This window comes from Streptomyces aurantiogriseus, from assembly GCF_014649375.1.
Classification (GTDB): Bacteria; Actinomycetota; Actinomycetes; order Streptomycetales; family Streptomycetaceae; genus Streptomyces; species Streptomyces aurantiogriseus.
In genome coordinates, this window is sequence record NZ_BMSX01000008.1 from 310,708 (window position 1) to 330,676 (window position 19,969).

The window sequence follows — 19,969 nt, forward strand, 5'->3', positions numbered from 1 at the left end:
TCAGCCCGCTCTGCGGCCCCTGGGGCGTGCCGCCGACCGGGCCAGTTGGTCGCGGTCCACCTTGCCCGTGGGGCCGACCGGCAGAGCCGGCAGGACGAGAACGTGCTCCGGGAGCATGTAGCTGGGGAGGAGCCCGGTCAGGTGGCGGCGGACCGAGCCGCCGGACAGTTCCTGCCCCGCGGACCCCGTGGCCACCGCCGCCACGATCTGCGGGCCGTCCTCACCGCGCAGCGTGGTGACTGCGCAGTCCACCACCCCGGGCACCTGCCGCAGCGCGGCCAGCACCTCGCCCAGCTCGATCCGGTAGCCGCGCACCTTGACCTGGTCGTCCCGGCGGCCCCGGAACTCCAGGTTGCCGTCGGCCATCCAGCGGGCCCGGTCGCCCGTGGCGTACATGCGCTCGCCCGGCAGGCCGCAGACCGTGTCGGCCGTGAACTTCCCGGCCGACAGCTCGGGATCACCGACGTACCCGTCGGCCACGGCCACGCCCGCGATGTAGAGGTCGCCCTCGACGCCGATCGGGCACGGCTTGCGGTCGCCGTCCAGGACGTAGTAGCGGGCGTTCCGGATCGGCTTGCCGTACGGGATGCTGGTCCACTCCGGGTCGATCTCGCCGACGTCGAAGTGGTTGGACCAGATCGTCGCCTCGGTGGCGCCGCCCAGGGCGACGACGTGGGCCTTCGGGAAGCGGGCGCGGACTCGGTCGGGGAGGGCCAGCGGCACCCAGTCGCCGCTGAGGAAGACCAGGCGCAGGCTCGGGGCCGGGCCCTTGTCCTGCGGTTCGTCCGCGAAGGACATCACCATGCTCAGTGCGGCCGGTGCCGAGTCCCAGAAGGTGACCGGCTCGTTCAGCATGATGTCCAACAGGCGCTCGCCGTCGGAGAGTTCGACCGCGGGGACCACACGCAGGCTGGCGCCCGCCGCGAGGATGCCGAGCAGGTCGTAGACGGACAGGTCGAAGGTGAGCGCGGTGACCCACAGCAGACAGTCGTCCGGGCCGACCTCGTAGGTCTCGTTCACCCACTGGATGACGTTGACGGCGCTGCGGTGGCGTACCGAGACGCCCTTCGGTACGCCGGTGGAGCCCGAGGTGAAGATGACGTACGCGGTGTCGTCGGCGCCGGGGCCGGTGGGGAGCGGCAAGGCGCGGGCCTTCTCGACGTCGCTCCAGGTGCTGATCACCGGCACGTGCGGTGTACCGGTCTCCGTCGGTTCGAGGCGCAGGACCACGTCGTAGCGGTCCCGTAGGACCGGGGGCCAGGCGTGCCCTTCGCGGCGGTGGATCTCCGCCCGTACCGGCAGGCCCAGTTGGGCCGCCAGGCGGGTGAACCATTCGGTGGGCACGTGCAGATGGCCGCTCTCGCGGCCCTCGCCCGGTTCCGCGAGATCCGCGAGGACCACCGCGCCGCCCGGTGCCAGGGCGCCCAGCGCGTCCCGGAGCACGGACCGCAGGTACTCGAAGCCCGGGAAGAACTGGGCGACGCTGGCCAGCACCACCACATCGGCGCTCGCCCGCGCCACCACCCGGCCCAGTTCGTCGGCGGGCGCGTGCACGAACCGTGCGCCCTCGCCGTACTCCCGGCCCGCCCGCTCCAGCGCGACCGACGACACGTCGACGCCCGTGTAGGCGGCCACCCGGTCCCGCAGCGCGCCCGCGATCAGACCGGCGCCGCAGCCCACCTCGACGACCCGCGGCTTGTCCGCCGCCGACAGGACGAGGTCACGGACATGGGAGACGTACGTGTCGATCTGGGCGGCGGAGATGTCGTCGGCCGGGTTCTGGTTGAAGCCCGAGGCCCGGGCGAGGTCCTCGTCCTCGGCGACGGTGTCCCACAGCAGGCCCACCGCCTCGGTGTCCAGCGGGTCCGGGGTCGCGGCCCGCAGGTCGGTGCAGACCAGCCGGAGGCCGGTGCCCGCGAGGTGCCCGGCCTCCTCCGCGCGGCGGGCCAGCGCATGGCCGGTCACCAGCCAGCCGATGCCCAGCTGGCGTACCGGGGCGGCGATCCGGGCGGCCGGCCAGCGCGCGTCGAGCGGCACGTAGGCGGCGCCGGTGCGCAGCACACCGACGACCGCCCGCACACTGTCGTACGAGTTCTCGTGCAGGATGCCCACGAAGTCGCCCCGGCCCACCCCGTGGTCGCTCAGGAAGCGGGCGAGCAGGCCGGAGTCGCCCCACAGTTGCGCGTACGTCCTGACCTCCCCGTCCCCGAGGCGGACGGCCGGGGCGCCGGGGTTCTCCCGTACGCGCCGCTCGATCAGGTCGATCATGCTCACCTGGTCCTCGAACGGCCGTGCTGTGTCGTTCCATTCGGCCGGCGGCAGCTCCCAGGGCTCTGCCATCTGCTCTGCCCTCCTTCGTGAGGTGCGGGTCGGGTGACGGTACGTCAGATGACGCGGCCGTACTTGGGGTTGTCGCGGTGGATGACCCGCTCGCGGATGCGCAGTTCGCCCTTCTCGCGCACCATGCGGTCCTCGACGCTGGAGGAGGAGAAGAAGTGGACCTCGTCCTGGGTGTTGGTCTGGGTCACCAGGGAGTAATAGGTGACGCGCAGGCCGTCGTCCTCGGCCGGCTCGATCAGGAAGTGGTCGAACCAGTGGCGGGTGACCAGCCCCTCGTACATCGGGAGCATGCTCTTCATCTTGGCGCGCATCGCCTCGCGGCCCTCGACCTTCTCGCCGCGGTGGGGGTGGGCGACCGAGCCGTCCTCGGTGAAGGTCGCGGTGAACTGCTCGATGTCCAGGTCGTCGAGCACGCGCATCTGACGGGCGTAGAAGTTCTTGACCTCGATGTAGAGGTCCGGCGTGATGGTCATGTCCACTCCTCAGGGGTGACAAGGGATTCGGTCGTCGATCAGGTCGTCGATCAGGTCGTCAATTGACGGGTCGTCAGGATGGCGGGGCTTCCTCGAGGACGAGGAAGGCGTTGGTGCCGCCCACGCCGGCCGACATCAGGCCGGCCGTGCGGGGGCGGCCGTTCACGGGCCAGGGGCGGCCCTCGGGGAGGATGCCGAAGCGTTCGCCGCGGCCGGTGAACTCCTCGATGGGGTCCTCGGTGTTCGGTGTCGCCGGCAGGAAAGCGCGGTCCATCGCGAGGCACGTCTTGATCAGGGCCGCCATGCCGGCCGCGGTGTCGCAGTGGCCGACGGAGGCCTTCACCGAGCCGACCGCGACCGGCGGGCCGTCCGTGCCGAGCGCCTCGATCAGGGCGGTGGCCTCGATCTGGTCGTTCAGCGGGATGCCGACGCCGTGCGTCTCGACGTAGTCGACGTCGGCGCCGGTCAGACCCGCCGCGTCCAGGGCCCGGCGCACCGCGCGGACCTTGCCGTCGACGCCGGGGATGACGAAACCGGGCTTGGCGCGGCCGTCGTTGGTGACGGCGCTGCCCCGGATGACGGCGTAGACCGGGTCGCCGTCGCGCAGGGCGTCGTCGAGTCGGCGCAGGAGGACGGCTCCGGAGCCGTCGCCGGGGACCACGCCGTTGTGGCGGCGGTCGAAGGGGCGCACGATGCCCTCGGTGGAGTAGATGCTGCGCGGGGTACGCAGATAGGAGCCGTCGGCGTCCTCCTGGACGGCCACCGCGCCGGCCAGCGCGTAGTCGCAGGCGTGCAGTCGCAGGCTCTGGCAGGCCAGATGGACGGCGACGGCCGAGGTGGCACACGCCGAGTCCAGCATCAGCGACTCGCCCCACAGGTCCTGGAGATAGGAGAAGTAGGGCCCGGCGAACGTGGGGTCGACGTGCACCACGTCGTCGAAGGCGGCCCGCGGCACGTGCTTGGTGCGGGCACAGCCGGCGTAGACGGCGGTGCGGTCGGCGATCGCCGACAGGCGGACACCGGCGTCCTCGGCCGCCTGCCACAGCGACTCCTGGAGGATGCCGTGCTGCGGGTCGAGGCCCTCGACGCCGACGAGCGCGCTGTCGTAGGCGTCCCGGTGCGGGGCCACCCCCCACGAGTGGACCCGCAGCCGGTCCTCGCCCAGGTCCTCCACGACCGGCACCTGCTCCCGCTGGAAGCAGTCCCGGCCCGCGACGAGGTTCTCCCAGAACGCCCCGACGTCGGGCGCCTTGGCGAAACGGCCGCCCACGCCGACGACGGCCACGGGCGCGGAGTGCTCGGAGAGCTCTGACATGCCCACCCTCCCTTCAGTCGAAAGTGAGCGCGACCTTGACGACGCCGTCCCGTCGGGTGTGCGCGAGGTCGAAGGCGTCGGCGATGTTCTTGAGGCCGAAGGTGTGGGTGATGTGGTCGTCGACACGGATCGAGCCGTCCCCGATCAGGTCCAGCGCGGTCCGGAACGAGGCGAGCCCCGGCTCGAGCTGGGCGCCGCCCACCGCGTTGATCAACTGGGCGTTGCGGACGAAGAGATGGGCGTACGGGATGCGCATCTCGTAGTCCTCGGGCATGCCGAAGAAGCCCAGCCGGCCCTGCTGGCCGACCATCCGCATCGCGTGCTCGCGCGCCCCGTCGGTGCCGGCCGCCTCGACGACCAGGTCCACGCCCTGCCCGCCGGTCACCTCCATGGCGACCTCCTCGGCGCTCTGCCCGGGCACGTGTACGGTCGCGTCCGCGCCGAGGGACCGCGCCACAGCGAGCCGCCCCGGCTCCAGGTCGACCGCGACGACCTTCTCGAAGCCGCGGTGCTTGAGCAGTTGCAGGAACAGCAGGCCCGCCGAGCCGACGCCGACGACGGCGGCCGTCCGGCCCTCCGGCACGGGCTCCGGCCAGAACCGCTTCAGCGCGAAGACGATCGTGCCCAGCTGCTGCGCCATCAGAGGGACGGTGGGCGCGCCGGTGGCCTTCAAAGGCAGCAGGAACCGGTCGGCGATCGTCTGGTAGCGGGCGAACGACGCCATGTAGGCGTGGTTGGGCACGGTCAGCACGAGGTCGCCCGGCGCGAACCGCGCCGACCGGCTCTCCACGACCTCACCGACGCCCTCGTGCCCCGGATAGCCCGCCGGGCAGGGGTAGGGGTGGTCGCGCATGTCCCGGAAGAAGGGGGACTCGGCGCGCACCCGGTGCACATCGCTGCCGCAGATGGCGGCCACGGTGTTGCGGACGAGGACCTCGTCCTCGTTCAGCTCCCGGAAGGTGACCTCCTCCACCTCCAGGCGCCCGGGTTCGACGAGAACGGCGGCTTCGCCACGTACGTGCGGCATGCGGACCTTCCTTGTTCAGGGACGTTCACGAGTGGTCGGGGTGGGCGTGCGCCCACGACAGGGGGTGGCCGGGCAGACGCAGCCGGCGGCCGGAGCCGTCCGGGGTCAGCTGGGCCTCGGCGCCCTGGCACCACAGGGCCGCGAGGGCCGTGAGCAGGGCTTCGTCGTCGAGATCCGTCTCCGGTACGTCCAGGACGGCCACCTCGCCGAGCCGGTCGCGGGCGACCTGGAGCAGCTTGGCGGGTTCGGCCTCGGCCGACAGGTGCTCCTCCCGCGGGGCCGGGTCGTCGGGCGTGACCGGACCGAGGGCAGTGGTCCAGAGCAGGCGCGGACGCCGCAGCCGGGGTACGGTCCCGTCGGCGGCCGACCGCAGTCCCTCCTCCGGCCCGAGGGCACCGCTCATCACCGCCGCCGCGAGCCGGCCCGTCCCGACGCCGTACACCGCCGCCGGGGTCACGCCCCGCTCGGCGAACCGTTCGGCCAGGTGCATCTGGAGAGCGAGGTCGGTCCCGTCCGCGAAGGCGAACACCACGGCGGGGGCCGGTCCCGAGACGGTGTGCCCGCCCGCCGGCCCGTCGCGCAGGGCGCGTACCGCCTCCTCCCGGCCGTCCACCACCACGGCGAACCGGTGCCCGAACCGCTCACGGCCCCGGTCCAGGGTGTGCGCCACGTCCGCCAGTGCCACGTCGGCCGTCCCCTCCAGGTGCGCGGCCAGCCGCTCCCGGGCCACGGCCAGCGCGTCGGCGGTGGCGGCGGAGAGGGCGAGGACGTGGTGACGACGGCCGGTGGGGGCCGGTGGCGGGGGTGTCGTACGCGTCAACGGCGCCCGCGCGGTGGGTCGTCGGGATACGACGGCAGCGGCGGACGCGGCTGCCGGGGCGTTCGTCGGCCGGTGGGTCGTGGCGATCAGGCGGGCCTGGTCCTGGACCGTGACGTGCCGCAGCAGGTCGATGACCGGGACGTCGGCGCCGGTCGCGAGCCTCAACTGCTCCCGGAGCTTCACCAGCAGCAGCGAGTGACCGCCCGCGTCGAAGAAGTTGCGGTCGGACCCGAAGCCGTCGTGCTCCAGCACCGCCCGCCAGGCGGACCGTACGCCGTCCAGTACCGAGGGCAGGTCGGGGGCTGGAGGCGGAGCCGGAGCCGGTGGCGGTGGGGCAGAGGCGGGCGCGAGAGGTCGCGCACCCCGGTCCTCCCCGTCCCCGCGGTCCACATCCGGCAGCCGGCGCCGGTCGATCTTGCCGGTCGGGGTGAGCGGGAGTTCGTCGACGAGGACGAGGTGGCTCGGGACGGCGAAGGCGGGCAGTCGCAGCCTGGCGTGCCGGCCGATGTCGTCGGCGTCCGTGCCGGGCGCGGCGACCGCGTAGGCGACGATCTCCTTCTCGCCGCGCCGGTTGACGCGGGTGGTGACGAAGACCGACTCGACGGCCGGGTGGGCGTCCAGCACCGCCTCCACCTCGCCGAGTTCGACGCGCTGGCTGCGGATCTTCACCTGGTTGTCGTTGCGGCCGATGAACTCCAGCAGGCCGTCCGGCGTCCAGCGCACCCGGTCGCCGGTCCGGTAGAGCCGGGTCGTGCCGTCGGTGACGAAGCGGTCGGCGGTCATCCCCGGAGCGTTGAGGTAGCCGTCGGCCAACCCCACGCCCCCGAGCAGGAGTTCCCCGGGCACCCCGCGCGGCACCGGACGCGTGCCGCCCTCCTGGACCACCCGCACCTCGGTGCCGGGCACCGGCCGGCCGATGGGGACGGTCCGGGCGTTCGCCGCGAGGCCGGTGATCGGGAACCAGGTCGAGGTGAAGGAGTTCTCGGTGGGGCCGTAGCTGTGCAGCAGCACGCCCGGACGGCTCCAGCGCAGCGCACGGCGCATGTGCCGCACGGAGATCAGCTCCCCACCGAAGTAGACGCGCCGCAGCGACTGCAGCATGTCGGGGGCGTCCTCGATGATCCGGTTGAGCAGCGGTGTCGTCACGAGCAGGGTGGTCACCCCGCGCTCACGGACGACCGCCCGCATCTCGCGCGGGCTGAGCACCAGGTGCTTGTCGAGGACGACCAGTTCGGCGCCGTGCGTGAGCGCGCCCCAGATCTCGTAACTGGCACCGTCGAAGTTGAGCGGGCACAGCTGGGCGACGACGTCCGTCTCGTCCAGCGGGATGAAGTCGGGCCGTCCGAAGAGACGGGCCAGCCCGCGGTGGGGCAGGACGACGCCCTTGGGCCGGCCGGTCGTCCCGGAGGTGTAGAGCACGCAGAGCGTCGAGGTGTCGTCGCAGGCGACCTCGGGCGCCGCCGAGCCGCGCGCCTGGGCCAGCGCCTCGTCGAGCCGTACGGCGGTGTCCTCCGGTACGTCGAGGGTGTGCCCGCAGTCCGGGTCGACGACGAGGACGGCCGGGCGGGCGTCGTCCACGATCAGCTGGAGCTGGGCCTGCGGGTAGGCGGGGTCGAGGGGGAGGTAGGCGGCGCCGGCCAGGGCGGACGCCAGCCAGAACACCGGGGTGTCGACGCCGGGAGAGAGCAGCAGGGCCACGGTGTCGCCGGGCTTGACGCCCCGGTCGTGCAGCCAGCCGGCCACCTCGCCCGCGCGGGCGCCGAGTTCGCCGTAGGTGAGGACGCGCTCCCCGTGGCGTACGGCGACGCTGTCCGGGCGGGCGGCCGCGTGCCGCAGGACCAGCTCGGGGATGCGCGGCGCCGGTGAGGCGACGGGCGCGCCCTGGGCGGCGACCCGGGACAGGCCCGGGTCGCAGGCGGCGAGCAGGTCGCCGCAGGTGGTGGCCGGGTCGTCCACCGCGCGGGCCAGCAGCTCGCGCAGCTCCTCGGCGAACAGTCCGGCGGTGGCGGGGCGATAGCGGGCGGTGTCGTAGTAGACGCACAGGCGGGTGCCCGCCGAGCCCTCCAGGACGTTGACGGAGAACTCGTACTTCGTCGTCTCGTCCGGGTGGTCGAAGCGGCGGACGGTCACCTCGCCGGCCTGCCACTCGTCCTCGTAGGCGGGCGTGTACATGAACACCGTGCGCTCGACTCCCGGCCCGTCCGCCTGCTCGCTGCGGATCTCGCGCAGCCGGCGCATCGGGAGGTGGGCGTGCTCCATCGCGTCGAGCATCTGCTCGCGCAGCCGGGCCGTCACGTCGAGGAAGCGGTCCCCGGGATTCAGCCGGTCACGCATCGGCAGGGCCCGGCTGAACAGGTCGACGCGCTCGGCGTCGGTGTCCTGGCGGCCGGCGAACACCATGCCGAAGGTGCCCTCGGACTCACCGGCCCACGCGTGCAGCAGCACCGACCAGGCCGCGAGCACCACCACGGCGGGGGAGCTGCGCTCGGCCGAGGCCAGGGCCTGGACGCCGGCGTTCACCTCGTCCGGGAGGAGGACCTCCATGCGGCCGGAGGGGCCGGGGAAGCCGTCCTCCGGCACCAGGTCGTGCGGGGGCGCGAGGGAGGCGGGGGCGTCGCGCAGGACGGACGTCCAGTACTGCTCCGCGTCGGTGTCGGTGTCGGTGTCGGTCTGGGCGTCTCTGCCGGTCGTGCCCTCGGCATCGATGTCAGAGGCGCGCGCGGGGAGGCCGGGCCCGCCCGCCGCACGGGAGCGGTACGCCTCCACCAGGTCCTCGGCGAGGATCCGGCTCGACCAGCCGTCGGAGACGATGTGATGCATCGTGACGACGAGCAGGGCGCCGCCGTCCCCGGTCAGCAGGGTCGCCCGGATCAGCGGGGCGGTGGCGAGGTCGAAGGGGGCGCGGCCGGCGACGACCGCGCGGGCCAGGGCCTCGGCACGGTCGTAGCGGCCGGGGAGCTGCTCGGTGACGAACGCCGGCGGCGGGTCGGTCTCGGTGGTGCGCCACAGGTCGCCGCCCTCGGTGGAGAAGGAGCCGCGCAGCGCCGGGTGAGCGCGCAGGACGTCGCCGAGCGCGGCTCGCAGCGCCGGCACGTCGACGGTCGGGGTGAACTCCAGGTCGACGGTGACGTTGTAGCGGTCGGACTCCGGCTCGCGCTGGCAGGCGAGCCAGACGTCCAGCTGCTCGGAGGAGGCCGGTTCCCTCACTTCGGGACCGCCACGTGCTCGCCGGCGGCGTTCGCGCGCAGGGCGCGCACCAGGTCGGCCACCGTGCGGACCGAGCGGAAGTGGACCGGGGTGAACTCGGCGTCCGTGATCTTCACGCCGAAGCGCTGCTCGCACTGGGCGCGCAGCTCCACGAAGCCGAGGGAGTCCAGGCCCAGGACGTCCTGGAGTCCGTCGTCGTCCCCGATGCGCTCCGCGGGCACGTCCAGGAAGAGGTCCTCGACGAGGATCTCCTTCAGGGTCGTTTCCAGGGTTTCGGCCTGCTTCTCGCCCGAACCGACTGTCATGACGTTTCTCCATTGCTGTAGGTGGATCCGTGCGGCGCGGGAGGCTTTGCCCGCCGTTCCCGCTCCGCGGCCCTGCGCGCCAGCTCGGCGATCGCCGGTACGGCCACGTCGTGGTCCCGGGCGCGGTGCAGCACCGGCTCGGTGAGCGCGGCGAGTTCGGTCGGCCGGACGCCGGCGGCCACGTCCCGGTGCAGGGAGGTGTCGGTCCGGCCGGGCAGTGTGTCCAGGGTGTGCAGCAGGTTCCGGTCGTCGACGGCTACGGCCTCGGCCGCGGCGACGGCACAGGCCTCCCGGGCTGCCTCGTACAGCAGGGCGGACAGCTCCGGCTGCCGGCGGACGACTCCGAGGGGGCCGTCGCCCGCGGTGGTGGCCAGGGCCAGTGGCAGCAGCAGGACCAGCTTCCGCCACAGGACGGTCGCCGGGTCCGGCTCGGGTGTGCAGCCGATACCGGCGTCGGCGAGCGCTTCGGTGAGGGGGGTGAGGGCGGTGCTCCCGTCCTCCGCTGCCAGACTGACCTCGGCGAACAGCGAGTTCCACGTCACCCGCCCCGGCCCCGTCCGCTCCGCCTCGACACGGATCGCGCCGACGACCTGGCGCGGGCCGAACCGGGCCCGCAGCAGCCGGGGATGGTCGAGCCCGTTGAGCAACGGCACCACCGTGCCCGGCAGCAGCGACGGGTCGATGCGTGCCAGGGCGGCCTCGAGGGCCGGTGCCTTCACGGTCACCCACAGGACGTCGACCCGCTCGTCGAGCCGGTCCACCGCGCGGGCCTTGACGCGGTGGTCGCCGCGCAGCCTGCTGTGGACGTCGATCGTGCCGGAGTAGCGGGCCCGGGTGGGCTCCCGCATCACCAGCACGACCTCGTGGCCACCGCGGGCCAGCGCCGCCCCCAGGGCGAGCCCGACTCCGCCGGCGCCCAGAATCGCATGCCTCAACACGCTTCCTTGATGCATCTCGTGACGAATGCCGGTGCCTCGCCCACCCGTGCCGCATGCGGCGGGCAGCCGAAAAGGACACCGTATGAATGACAGGGGACCGGAAATGGAAAACGAAAGACCCTGAACGGCCTCGAAGGATCAAGCGGCCGCTGGTCGGGCGGCCGGTGATTGAAAGTTCAGCGGAGTTCGGAAACGACTCTGACGATGTGCCGACTCTGCTGGTCGGCCCGTACGTACTCCCCCGTGGCGGCGTACATTATTCCCCCTGTCACGCCGGTTCATGTCTCCATCGACGCAGTCGCTGAAATACTGCGTTCACAAACGACTCATCGACCGTAGGGGTGCCAAGTTTTGGCCGTCAACCTGCTTTTCGGCCAACTGGCTGGCTGATGCACGGACCTGTTGGGTGCGGTTGACACGCGGCGTTGAAGTGTTGACCGAGGCCGGTGGCGGGGCATGGCCGACAATCGACCCTTGACTGGCTCGATGGCTGCTGCCTACGCTCCGATATCGGCAATCTGGCCGCCATGGTGAGCATTCACCTCAGGGACCGAACCGGTTTGATCCACCGGTTTGTGCGTCCGTTTCTACGGGGGATCATCAATTGAAACTTCACACAGCCACGCCCATGTGTGGGGCCGTTCCACGGCTGCGCCGAATCCGGGGCGACCAACCGTGAGCCGCAAGGACACAGGGGAATCCCTTTTGAGTGAAGACGGTGTGAAAACACGTCCACAACCGCATTCCGAGCCGCATTCCAGGACGTCTGCGACCACGCCCGCGCAGACGATGACGGACAAGGTCAGAGCCGCGTGGATCGAGGTCCTCGGGCATGACGACTTCGACGACGACACCCCCTTCCTCGAAGCGGGTGGCCACTCCCTGAAAGCCACGCAGGTACTCATCCGGCTGCGCCGGCAGCTCGGTGTCCGCCTGCCCAACCGGCTGTTCTTCGACCACCCCACCGTGCGCGAGCTGGCGGCCGCGGTGGAACGTATCGCCGCCACGTCTCCCATTGCGTGAACAAGGAAGGCTCTGCTTGTGACTGCTCCCGTTTCCCGTGACGGCGTCCAGGAGTTAGGAGAAAGCGTTTTCCCTCCCAGTGAATGGCGTGGAGACGCGAAGACCCCGCTCGACGCCGACACCGCGTTCAACGGATTCATCTCCACCAATGTCGTGTTCGCCTTGGAACAACTGGGTTTGTTCGCCTGGTTCGACGAGGCCGACCGGCTCGACGTCGCCGAGTACTGCCGCGTGCGGCAGCTGGACGAAATCGTTTTCCGCCGACTGCTGTCCGCGGGTGAGGCCTTCGGGTATCTCATCGTCACCGGCGACCGGGTGACGCCCACCCCGGCCTGGAGTGAACTCCGCCGGAAAATCGGGTTCTTCACATGGGGTGTGGGCGGCTACCACGACGTGTTCGCGAGCGCCGCCTCCATAGCGCGCGGAGAACGCGTCTTCGGTAAAGACGTCCTGCGGAACGAGGCCATGGTGGCGCTCGGCTCGGCCCAGGCCGACAGGGCGCTGATGCGGCACATCCTCGACGAGCAGATCGCCGAACTCGACTTCTCCGTCATCGCCGACCTCGGCAGCGGCATCAGCGAGCGTGTCTGCCGCCTCGTCAAGTCCCGCCCCGGCGCCCGCGGCCTGGGCCTGGACATCAGCGCCTCGGCCACCGACCTCGCCGCCGGCACCGTCGAGCGCTACGAGCTGACCGACCGGGTTCAGCCGATCTGCGCCGACGTCCTCGACGTCCTCTTCCGGGGCCGTCGTATCGAGGGCGCCGACCAGGTCGACGTCGCGATGAGCTTCATGTTCCTGCACGACCTGCTGGTCGACCCGGCCACGCGGATGGACGTCATCCCGGCGCTGCGCAAGGCGTTCCCGCACGCGCACACCTTCCTGCTCGGCGACACCACCGTCCGCCCGCGCGGCGAGGACGACAGCCTGCCGGTCTTCTCCAGCGGCTTCGAGCTGGCGCACGCCCTGATGGGCGTTCCGATCTACACGCGCGAGGAGTACGAGAACCTCTTCCGCGAGGGCGGTCTCCACCTGCGCCGCACGATCCCCTTCGGCGCGCCGCACACCTACCTGTTCGTCCTGGAGGCCCAGTGATGAGTGAGCGAGGTCCCCGCGACCCCGAGATCGTCCAGGACCTGCCCATCCCCCTCGCCGTGGCCGGGCACCACCAGCCCGCGCCCTTCTACCTCACCTCCGACATGTTCGGCGGCCTGCCCGTACAACTCGCCGGCGGTGAACTGAGCGCCCTGGTCGGCAAGCCGGTCGCCGCGCCCCACACCCACCCGGTCGACGAGCTGTACCTGCTGGTCTCCCCGAACAAGGGTGGCGCCCGCATCGAGGTGCAACTCGACGGCAAGCGCCACGAGTTGCTGTCGCCCGCCGTCATGCGCATCCCGGCCGGCAGCGAGCACTGCTTCCTGACGCTGGAGGCCGAGGTCGGCAGCTACTGCTTCGGCGTTCTGCTGGGGGACCGCCTGTGAGCCCCGCCGCCGCCGGGGAGACGGCCGCCACCGCCCCCGGCAAGACGTTCAACGCGAGCATCCCCGGAGCCGACGACCTGATCCGCCTCCACCTGAGCGAGAGCCCCTACGGCGCCAGCAAGACGGCCCTGCGGGCGGCCGAGCGGGAACTGGGCCGGGTCAACGTCTACCCCGACCCCGAGCGGCAGGAGCTCATCCAGGCACTCGCCGCGCACTGGGACGTCACCCCCGACCACATCGCCGTCGCCAACGGCAGCGACGAACTGGTCCTGGCCACCGCCCTCACCCTCGGCGACCGGACCCGCCCAGGCCTCGTCACCGACGGCACCTTCCCCGGGTACCGGTCCTGCCTGGAGCTGACCGGACGCGGCTGCACCGCCGTACCGCTCAGCGGCACGGCCGTGGACGCGGACGCGTTCGCCGCGCGGCTGCCCGAGCACGGGATCGGCTACCTCTGCAACCCGCACAACCCCAGCGGCGCGGCCCACACCCGGGACGAGCTGACCGCGCTGGTCGACGCATGCGGCCGTAGCGGCGTCCCGTTGGTGTTCGACGAGGCGTACATGGAGTTCGCCGACCCGGACACCCCGCAGACCCGCGACCTGCTGGACGGGGACGTGCCGGTCGTCGCGCTCCGTACCTTCTCCAAGGCCTACGGGCTGGCCGCACTGCGCGTCGGCTACGCCGTCGGCCGGCCCGCGCTGATCGCCACACTGCGGCAGACGCTGCGCTCCCTGCCCTTCAGCGTGAACCGGCTCGCGCAGGCGGCCGCGATCGGCGCCCTCGGCGACCGGGACTTCGTCGACGGGGTGCGCCGGTCCAACGCCGAGCGGCGCCGCTGGTTCACCGCGGAACTGAACCGGCGCGGGCGCGGCCACCTGCCCTCCGTGACCAACTTCGTCGCGGTCGCGGCCCGGGACTGTGCGTCGGCGCAGGATCGTCTCGCCGCCGATTTCGGCATTCTCGTTCGCAATGCAGGGCTGTTCGGATTTCCCGGATACTTGCGCACTTCGCTCGGCACGCAGGAAAACCTCGTGCGGTTCCTCGACGCCCTCGACGAAATCGAGAGAAACGCCTGAACCGGCCCCTGAGTCGCCCTTGAATCGGCCCGAATCCCTCCGGGACGCCCGGCGAACGACCTGAACGAGAACGAGAAGGAGCTATCTGCGTGTTCCGTCAAGACCCGTTGAACACGATCCTCGCGCTGGGCTCCGGGTTCACACCCACCGCCGTGCGTGTGACCGCGACGCTCCGGCTGCCCGATTTGGTGGAGCAGGGGCACCGGACCGTGGACGCCCTGGCCGCCGAGACCGGCACCGACCGCCAGTCCCTGGGCCGCGTCCTGCACTACGTCAGCCTCCTCGGCCTCTTCACCGAGACCGAGACCCCGCAGGGTCCGGGCAAGGCGTACGAGCTCACCGACGTGGGCCGGGTGCTGCTCAGCGACCACCCGAGCAACCTGCGCCGCTGGCTGGACTACGAAGACCCCAGCCGGGCGATGGAGGCCCGCTTCGAACCGGCCATCGGCCGGCTCATGGATGCCGTACGCACCGGCCTCCCGGTGTACGAGCAGGCACACGGGCGGCCCTTCTGGGAGGATCTGGAGGCGCATCCGGACATCGAGAAGTCCTTCAACGCGGGCATCGCCCGCATCGCCAACCGGCTCGTCCCCGAGCTGGCCCGCATCTACGACTGGGCGTCCGTCCAGCACGTCGTGGACGTCGGCGGCGGCAACGGCTCCCTGCTGCTGAAGCTCCTCACCGAGCACCCGGCGCTGCGCGGCACGCTGCTGGAGCTGGACAGCGTTGTCGAGGAGGCCAAGGGGACCCTCGCCCCGGTGGCCGACCGCTGCGAACTGGCCGCGGGCAGCTTCTTCGACCCGATGCCGGCCGGCGGTGACGTCTACCTGATCGCCAACACCCTCCACAACTGGAGCGACCGGGACGCCTCCCGCATCCTCGGCCGCTGTGCGGAGGCGCTCGCCCCCGGCGGGCGGGTCGTGGTCGTGGAGCGGCTCCTGGACAGCGGCAAGGACCCGGTGATGGCGAGCTACGCCGACCTGCTGATGCTGGTCCTGCTCGGCGGGCGCGAACGCAGCATGGACGACCTGCGCGACCTCGGCGCCGGCGTCGGGCTCGGCCTCACCGGCTCCACGAAGTTCGAGCTGCCCGGCCACTGGCTGATCGAGTTCACCAAGGGGGAGACCCGGTGAAGCGCTCGCTGAACCCCGACGAGCCCAACGCCCTGCTGTCGTACGACTTCGACCGGGGCAGCAACTACGAGAACGTCCTGAACCTCACCGACGCACTCGGCGCGCTGGTCCCGGAGAGCGAGACCGAACACCCCGACCAGCGGTTCTTCCAGGTCACCCACCTCATGACCGAGTACGCCTGGGTGCAGATCCACTACGAGCTGCGCCGGGCCCTCACCCACCTCGACCACGACCGGTACCAGCAGGCGGTCCGCCTGTTCGACCGGGCCACCGGGCTGAGCGAGGTCACCGTGCAGGCGGTGCGGCTGCTCACCGACCATCTTCCGCAGCACAGCCTGCTGATGATGCGCAACGCCCTCCCCGAGGACGCCACCGGCCTGGACTCGCCCGGCTACCGCAATCTGCGGCGGGTGGCCCGGCCCGTGTGGAAGGCGTACGAGCAGGCGGTGGAGCGCGCCGGGCTGTCCCTCCAGGACGTGATCGCCCAGCAGGACGACGGCTACGACGGCCCGCGCTCGCCCGAAGGGCAGTCGCTGGCCCTCGTACGGGAGGCGATGCTGCGGCTGGACGGCAGTGTCCTCGGCTGGAAGCAGCACCACCTCATCATGGTGTGGTCGCAGCTGGGCGGGCAGCCCGGCCTGCGCAAGGAGAACGCCGAGAACGAGGTGGCGCAGCTGCCGCAGAGCCTGGGCGGCCGGTCCCTGGCCACGCTGGAGGCCCGTTCGCAGCTGGCGCTCTTCCCGGAGCTGTGGCGGGCGGCGGAGGAGGCGTACTGGCTGCTCGGCACCCGGCACGACACCGACGCCCCGGTGCGGGGCGGCGGCGGGAACGGGTGCCCCGTGCAGCACTGACGCACGGTCTCGCCACGCGAGCGGGCCGCCGACCTCGGGTCAGTGGTCCGCTCGCTGCTGCGCCAGCTCCACGAGCCGGGCCGCGACCTCCTCGAAGTGCTCGTGCGGGAAGAAGTGGCCGCCGTCGAAGCCCTCGACGCGGTGCGCGCCCCGCGTGTAGTGCCGCCAGCCGGCCATCACCTCGGGCGGGGTGTCCGGGTCGCCGGTGCCGTACCAGGCGACGAGGTCGCTCGGCAGGGGCTCGGGGGTGGGGTCGGGGCGGTGGCCGGCGACGAGGGCGAGGTCGCCGCGGATGACCGGCACGAACAGGTGCCGCATCGGGGAGCGGCGTACCTCCGGCGGGATCCGGCCGTGGTCGGCGAGCGCGTCGAGCAGGGCGTCGTCATCGCCCACGGCGAGCAGCGGGCCGTAGGGGGAGTCGCCGAGGAGGTGCGGCGGGCGGGTCGCGGCGACGAGGACGAACTCGGGGGCGGGACGGCCCAGGGCATGCAGGGCACGGGCCGTCTCGTAGGCGAGGAGGCCGCCCATGCTGTGGCCGAGGAGCGCGTACCGGCCGGGCGGGTCGATGCGGTCGGCGAGGTCGGCGGCGGCCTCGCGCAGGGTCGCCTGCCGTGGCTCGCGGGAGCGCAGGCCCTTGCCGGCGATCTCCAGCGGCCTTGCCCGTACGGCCGGCGGCAGCTCGCGCCGCCAGCGCACGAAGCTGCGTGCGGAACCGCCGGCGTGCGGGACGCAGTACAGGGTGAGCGGGTCCGTCGTTGTCACTTGTGGTGCTCGCCCGCGGCCAGCGGCTGGATCCGGACCGTCAGCGGCAGTTCGTTGCGGGTCAGCAGGGACCGCAGGTGCCGCCGCATCTCCGCTTCCGAGGGCGGTACGGCCTCGTCGACGTAGACGTCGAGTTCGAGGACGGCGGAGTCGTCCTCGACCGCCGCGATCCTGGTCGCGGCGCGGACCACGCCGGGCAGCGACTCGGCGGCCCGGCGCACGGTCGCCGTCGACACCTTCTCGCCTCGCACCATCGCGAAGTCGGAGGAACGGCCGTGGACGGACACGTATCCGTCGTCGTCGACGTGTCCGATGTCGCCGGTCGCCAGCAGACCGGGCTTGAGCAGGTCGCCGCGCTTGGACGGCGCGGGCTCGCCCACGCGGCGCCGGTAGACGGTGTCGGAGCGCACGAGCAGCTCCTGCTCGCCGGCGTCGGTGGGGCGGGTGAGGACCTCGACGCCGTCCAGCGGCAGGCCCACCGAGCCGTGCCGGTGCGGTGGTTCGCGGTGCGCGGCGAGCGTGGACACGCGCGGCCCGGCCTCGGTCAGGCCGTAGGTCACGTACAGCTCCAGCTCCGGGTTGAGCTTCAGCAGCCGGGAGACGTACGACGGATCGAGGGCCTGGCCGCCGACGGTGAGCGTGCGCAGCGGCGGGGGCAGTTCGCCGCCGGCGGTGACGACGGACTTCACCAGGCTCGGGGTGAGGGAGGAGAGCGTGACGCCCTTGTCGGTGACCGTGTCCAGGTAGTTGGCCACGGAGAACGGCGGTCCGGCCATGACCAGGCGGGAGCCGCTGACCAGGCCGCCGAGGACCTGCGCGACCAGGGCGAAGGAGTAGTAGACGGGCAGGCTCACCAGCGCGGTGTCGCTCGCGCGCTGGCCGAGGGAGCGGCTGTGGCGGCCGGCGTTGCGCAGCAGCGCGTCCACGCCGTGCAGACAGCCGGTGGCCATGCCGGAGGTGCCGGAGCTCATCAGGATCACGTGCCCGGGCCCGTGGTGCCGGTACGACCAGTCGGTGAAGACGCCGAGGTCGGCGCCGCCGGTCCGGGTGACGCCGGTGACCCCCTCGGTCCTGATCGCGGCCCGCACCAGTGCGCAGGCGCCCAGCTCGCGGGCCACCTCACGCACCCGGGTGACCGGGGTCGAGGGGGAGAGCAGCACGGGGGTGTGCCCGGCGAGGGAGACGGCGAAGAAGAACCGCAGGGCGCGGACGCCGTTCGGCAGCGCGATGACGACGACCGCGCCCGGCGGGGCGGGCAGCGCCGCGAACCGGTCCACCAGGGCGGGCAGTTCGTCCGGGCCGGGGTCCTCGGTGAGCGACACCTCCTCGATACGGGCGAGGAAGTCGGCGACGACGGTGGGGTCGAGGTGCTGCTCCGTCATGTTCTGCGGGGTCATGTTCTCCGGGGCCTCCGCGTGGGCGTCGGCCCACTGACGACCAGGCAGTGCGCCTGGTGCTTGCCTTCGTCGGTCGTGGCGTGGGTGACGACCAGGACGTGTGCGGCGCCGGGCGGATCGCCGAGCAGCCAGTCGCCGCACAGGGCTCTGGTCAGCGGTGCGGCCGGCGCGAGGGGCATGGGCAGCATCGACACCGGCCCGTGGAAACCGAACGCCGAGCAGACGACACCGACGAGGGAGCCCGGCCCGGCGCCCGCGAACCGCATGGGGGAGAGCCTGCCGCGCGGTACGGCGTCGGCGAGCGCCCGCAGGGTGTGGCGGGTGGCGTGCTCGCTCACCCCGACGACCCCCACCTCCTCGGGCCGCTCCGGCGCCGCTTCCCCGCACTCCTCCAGCGCGGCCGCCACCGCCTCCGCCATCAGCCACGCCACCGGGTCGGCGTACACCCCGGCGATCCGGCGCCCGACCGTGCCCGGGTCGTCGACCTCGACGACGGCCGAGCCGCTGATCACAGCACCTTCGGGACACCACAGCGCCTGGTTCACGCGGCTCCCTCCACCAGCAGGCACGTGTTGAAGCCGCCGAAGCCGAGGGTGAGGCTGATGCCCAGGGACCCGGTGACCTCCCGGGGCCGGCCGGCCGCGAGGGGCAGCGTGAGCTCCGGCATGACGGTACGGGTGTGGGGGAGCGGCGGCACGGCACGGTGCCGCAGGGCGAGCAGCAGGGCGATGACCTCCAGGGCACCGGTGGCACCGAGGGTGTGACCGAAGGCGGGTTTGGTGGCGAAGACGACCGGCGCGGAGCCGGCCCCACGGGCACCCTGCCGCCGGCCCTCGTCGCCCGCCGGACCGGCCGGGGCCGCCGGCCGGTCGCCGTCACCGGGCGCCGTACCGGCCCGGGCGGGGGGACCACCGCCGACGGCGGGTGCCGCGTCGGGCCCCGGGCCGAACACCGTGCTGTAGCACGCCGCCTCCGCCGTGTCGTTGGCGCGGGTGCCCGTGCCGTGGGCGTTGATCACCGCGATGTCCCGGGGGGCGGCACCGGCCCGGGACAGGGCGCGGCGTACGGCGAGGACCGCGCCGGCGCCGGTCTCGTCGGGGGCGGTCGGGCCGGTGCCGTCGTTGGAGGCGCCCCAGCCGCGCAGTTCGCCCAGGACGCGGGCGCCGCGAGCCGTGGCCGCGGCGCGGGTCTCCAGCAGCAGGAAGCCGGCGCCCTCGCCGAAGAGGGTGCCGTCGCGGTCGGTGTCGAAGGGGCGGACGGTGCCGGAGGCGGAGAGCGTGCCGAGTGCCTGGTGGCCGAGGAGCTTGCCCTGGGTCAGCAGATCGATGCCGCCGCACAGGCAGCGCTCCGCCTCGCCGGCGGTGAGCAGGGCGGCGCCGGCCAGGACGGCGTCGGCGCCGGAGGAGCAGGCGGTGCTCACCGAGGCGGACCGGGCCACGCCCAGCTGCTCGGCGACGGTGGCCGTCAGGGCGTGTGGGGAGGTCTCGGCGGCGTCGTCCAGATGCGGCCCGAGGCTGCTGCCGAGGACGAGCGTGCCGACGTCCCCGGCCGGGCAGCCCGCGTTGCGCAGGGCGGCGGACGCGGTGGTCACGGCGAGGGAGATCTGACGCTTGGACGGGGGTTCGGTCGGGCCGCCGTCCGCCAGGAGCGCGGCGGCCGGCGCGGGCGGCCCGCCGTCGCCCGGTAACGCCCGGACGCCGCTGCGGCCGCTCATCAGGTGCTGCCAGACCTCCTCGAGGCCGTCACCGAGCGCCGTCGTCCAGCCCATTCCGGTGATGCACACGGCCCGATCGCGGTCGGCGGCGAGAAAACCCCCCAATT

At 72.6% G+C, this 19,969-nt stretch carries 17 protein-coding genes; 6 read left to right on the forward strand and 11 right to left on the reverse strand.

The genetic code is table 11. The features are described 5' to 3' along the window. The 7 genes from IE263_RS19510 to IE263_RS19540 all read right to left on the reverse strand — a co-directional run bounded on the left by IE263_RS19510 (window position 1) and on the right by IE263_RS19540 (window position 10,422). The gene (locus tag IE263_RS19510; RefSeq protein ID WP_189938183.1) at window positions 1–2,340 is read right to left on the reverse strand and encodes an amino acid adenylation domain-containing protein; all 2,340 of its coding nucleotides are present in this window, start codon (window positions 2,338–2,340) and stop codon (window positions 1–3) included. 44 nt (window positions 2,341–2,384) lie between these two features. After that, complete coding sequence (locus IE263_RS19515; protein ID WP_189938185.1) at window positions 2,385–2,813, reverse strand: nuclear transport factor 2 family protein; 429 nt, start codon at window positions 2,811–2,813, stop codon at window positions 2,385–2,387. A 73-nt stretch (window positions 2,814–2,886) separates the two neighbouring features. Then, on the reverse strand, window positions 2,887–4,128 hold the full coding sequence (locus IE263_RS19520; RefSeq protein WP_189938187.1) for a beta-ketoacyl [acyl carrier protein] synthase domain-containing protein: 1,242 nt from the start codon (window positions 4,126–4,128) through the stop codon (window positions 2,887–2,889). Window positions 4,129–4,141: 13 nt separating this feature from the next. After that, on the reverse strand, window positions 4,142–5,155 hold the full coding sequence (locus IE263_RS19525; RefSeq protein WP_189938188.1) for a zinc-binding dehydrogenase: 1,014 nt from the start codon (window positions 5,153–5,155) through the stop codon (window positions 4,142–4,144). 25 nt (window positions 5,156–5,180) lie between these two features. After that, window positions 5,181–9,182: a non-ribosomal peptide synthetase gene (locus tag IE263_RS19530; RefSeq protein ID WP_189938191.1), complete on the reverse strand. Its 4,002-nt coding sequence runs from the start codon at window positions 9,180–9,182 to the stop codon at window positions 5,181–5,183. Next, window positions 9,179–9,487 carry a cispentacin biosynthesis acyl carrier protein AmcB gene (gene amcB, locus IE263_RS19535; protein ID WP_189938193.1) on the reverse strand — a complete coding sequence of 103 codons (309 nt, stop codon included), beginning with the start codon at window positions 9,485–9,487 and terminating at the stop codon, window positions 9,179–9,181. The genes IE263_RS19530 and amcB overlap by 4 nt, the downstream gene beginning before the upstream one ends. Further along, window positions 9,484–10,422: a ketopantoate reductase family protein gene (locus IE263_RS19540; protein ID WP_189938202.1), complete on the reverse strand. Its 939-nt coding sequence runs from the start codon at window positions 10,420–10,422 to the stop codon at window positions 9,484–9,486. Before IE263_RS19540 ends, amcB begins: the two co-directional genes overlap by 4 nt. A gap of 678 nt (window positions 10,423–11,100) precedes the next feature. Here IE263_RS19540 and IE263_RS19545 point away from each other — a divergent pair. The 6 genes from IE263_RS19545 (at window position 11,101) to IE263_RS19570 (ending at window position 15,989) form a co-directional block, all read left to right on the forward strand. Beyond that, window positions 11,101–11,448 carry an acyl carrier protein gene (locus tag IE263_RS19545; RefSeq protein ID WP_189938205.1) on the forward strand — a complete coding sequence of 116 codons (348 nt, stop codon included), beginning with the start codon at window positions 11,101–11,103 and terminating at the stop codon, window positions 11,446–11,448. Window positions 11,449–11,466: 18 nt separating this feature from the next. Next, on the forward strand, window positions 11,467–12,540 hold the full coding sequence (locus IE263_RS19550) for an SAM-dependent methyltransferase (protein WP_189938207.1): 1,074 nt from the start codon (window positions 11,467–11,469) through the stop codon (window positions 12,538–12,540). Next, complete coding sequence (locus tag IE263_RS19555) at window positions 12,540–12,926, forward strand: cupin domain-containing protein (RefSeq protein ID WP_189938209.1); 387 nt, start codon at window positions 12,540–12,542, stop codon at window positions 12,924–12,926. The genes IE263_RS19550 and IE263_RS19555 overlap by 1 nt, the downstream gene beginning before the upstream one ends. Then, window positions 12,923–14,005 (forward strand): pyridoxal phosphate-dependent aminotransferase, encoded by a 1,083-nt coding sequence (locus IE263_RS19560; protein ID WP_189938211.1) that lies wholly within the window; start codon window positions 12,923–12,925, stop codon window positions 14,003–14,005. The genes IE263_RS19555 and IE263_RS19560 overlap by 4 nt, the downstream gene beginning before the upstream one ends. A gap of 89 nt (window positions 14,006–14,094) precedes the next feature. Continuing rightward, on the forward strand, window positions 14,095–15,138 hold the full coding sequence (locus IE263_RS19565) for a methyltransferase (RefSeq protein ID WP_189938213.1): 1,044 nt from the start codon (window positions 14,095–14,097) through the stop codon (window positions 15,136–15,138). Next, window positions 15,135–15,989: a hypothetical protein gene (locus tag IE263_RS19570; RefSeq protein ID WP_189938215.1), complete on the forward strand. Its 855-nt coding sequence runs from the start codon at window positions 15,135–15,137 to the stop codon at window positions 15,987–15,989. The genes IE263_RS19565 and IE263_RS19570 overlap by 4 nt, the downstream gene beginning before the upstream one ends. Window positions 15,990–16,028: 39 nt before the next feature. On the opposite strand, the gene IE263_RS19575 is transcribed toward IE263_RS19570, so the two are convergent. From IE263_RS19575 to amcF, 4 genes are read right to left on the reverse strand one after another with little or no spacing between them, the layout of a single operon-like run. Continuing rightward, on the reverse strand, window positions 16,029–16,751 hold the full coding sequence (locus IE263_RS19575) for a thioesterase II family protein (RefSeq protein ID WP_189938217.1): 723 nt from the start codon (window positions 16,749–16,751) through the stop codon (window positions 16,029–16,031). Then, the gene (gene amcH, locus IE263_RS19580) at window positions 16,748–18,148 is read right to left on the reverse strand and encodes an adenylate-forming 2-oxoglutaryl-ACP ligase AmcH (RefSeq protein WP_189938220.1); all 1,401 of its coding nucleotides are present in this window, start codon (window positions 18,146–18,148) and stop codon (window positions 16,748–16,750) included. Before amcH ends, IE263_RS19575 begins: the two co-directional genes overlap by 4 nt. After that, window positions 18,145–18,693 carry a cispentacin moiety biosynthesis protein AmcG gene (gene amcG, locus IE263_RS19585; protein WP_189938222.1) on the reverse strand — a complete coding sequence of 183 codons (549 nt, stop codon included), beginning with the start codon at window positions 18,691–18,693 and terminating at the stop codon, window positions 18,145–18,147. The genes amcH and amcG overlap by 4 nt, the downstream gene beginning before the upstream one ends. Then, on the reverse strand, window positions 18,690–19,931 hold the full coding sequence (gene amcF / locus IE263_RS19590) for a cispentacin biosynthesis acyltransferase subunit AmcF (protein WP_189938224.1): 1,242 nt from the start codon (window positions 19,929–19,931) through the stop codon (window positions 18,690–18,692). The genes amcG and amcF overlap by 4 nt, the downstream gene beginning before the upstream one ends. Between the last annotated feature and the right edge of the window lie 38 nt (window positions 19,932–19,969).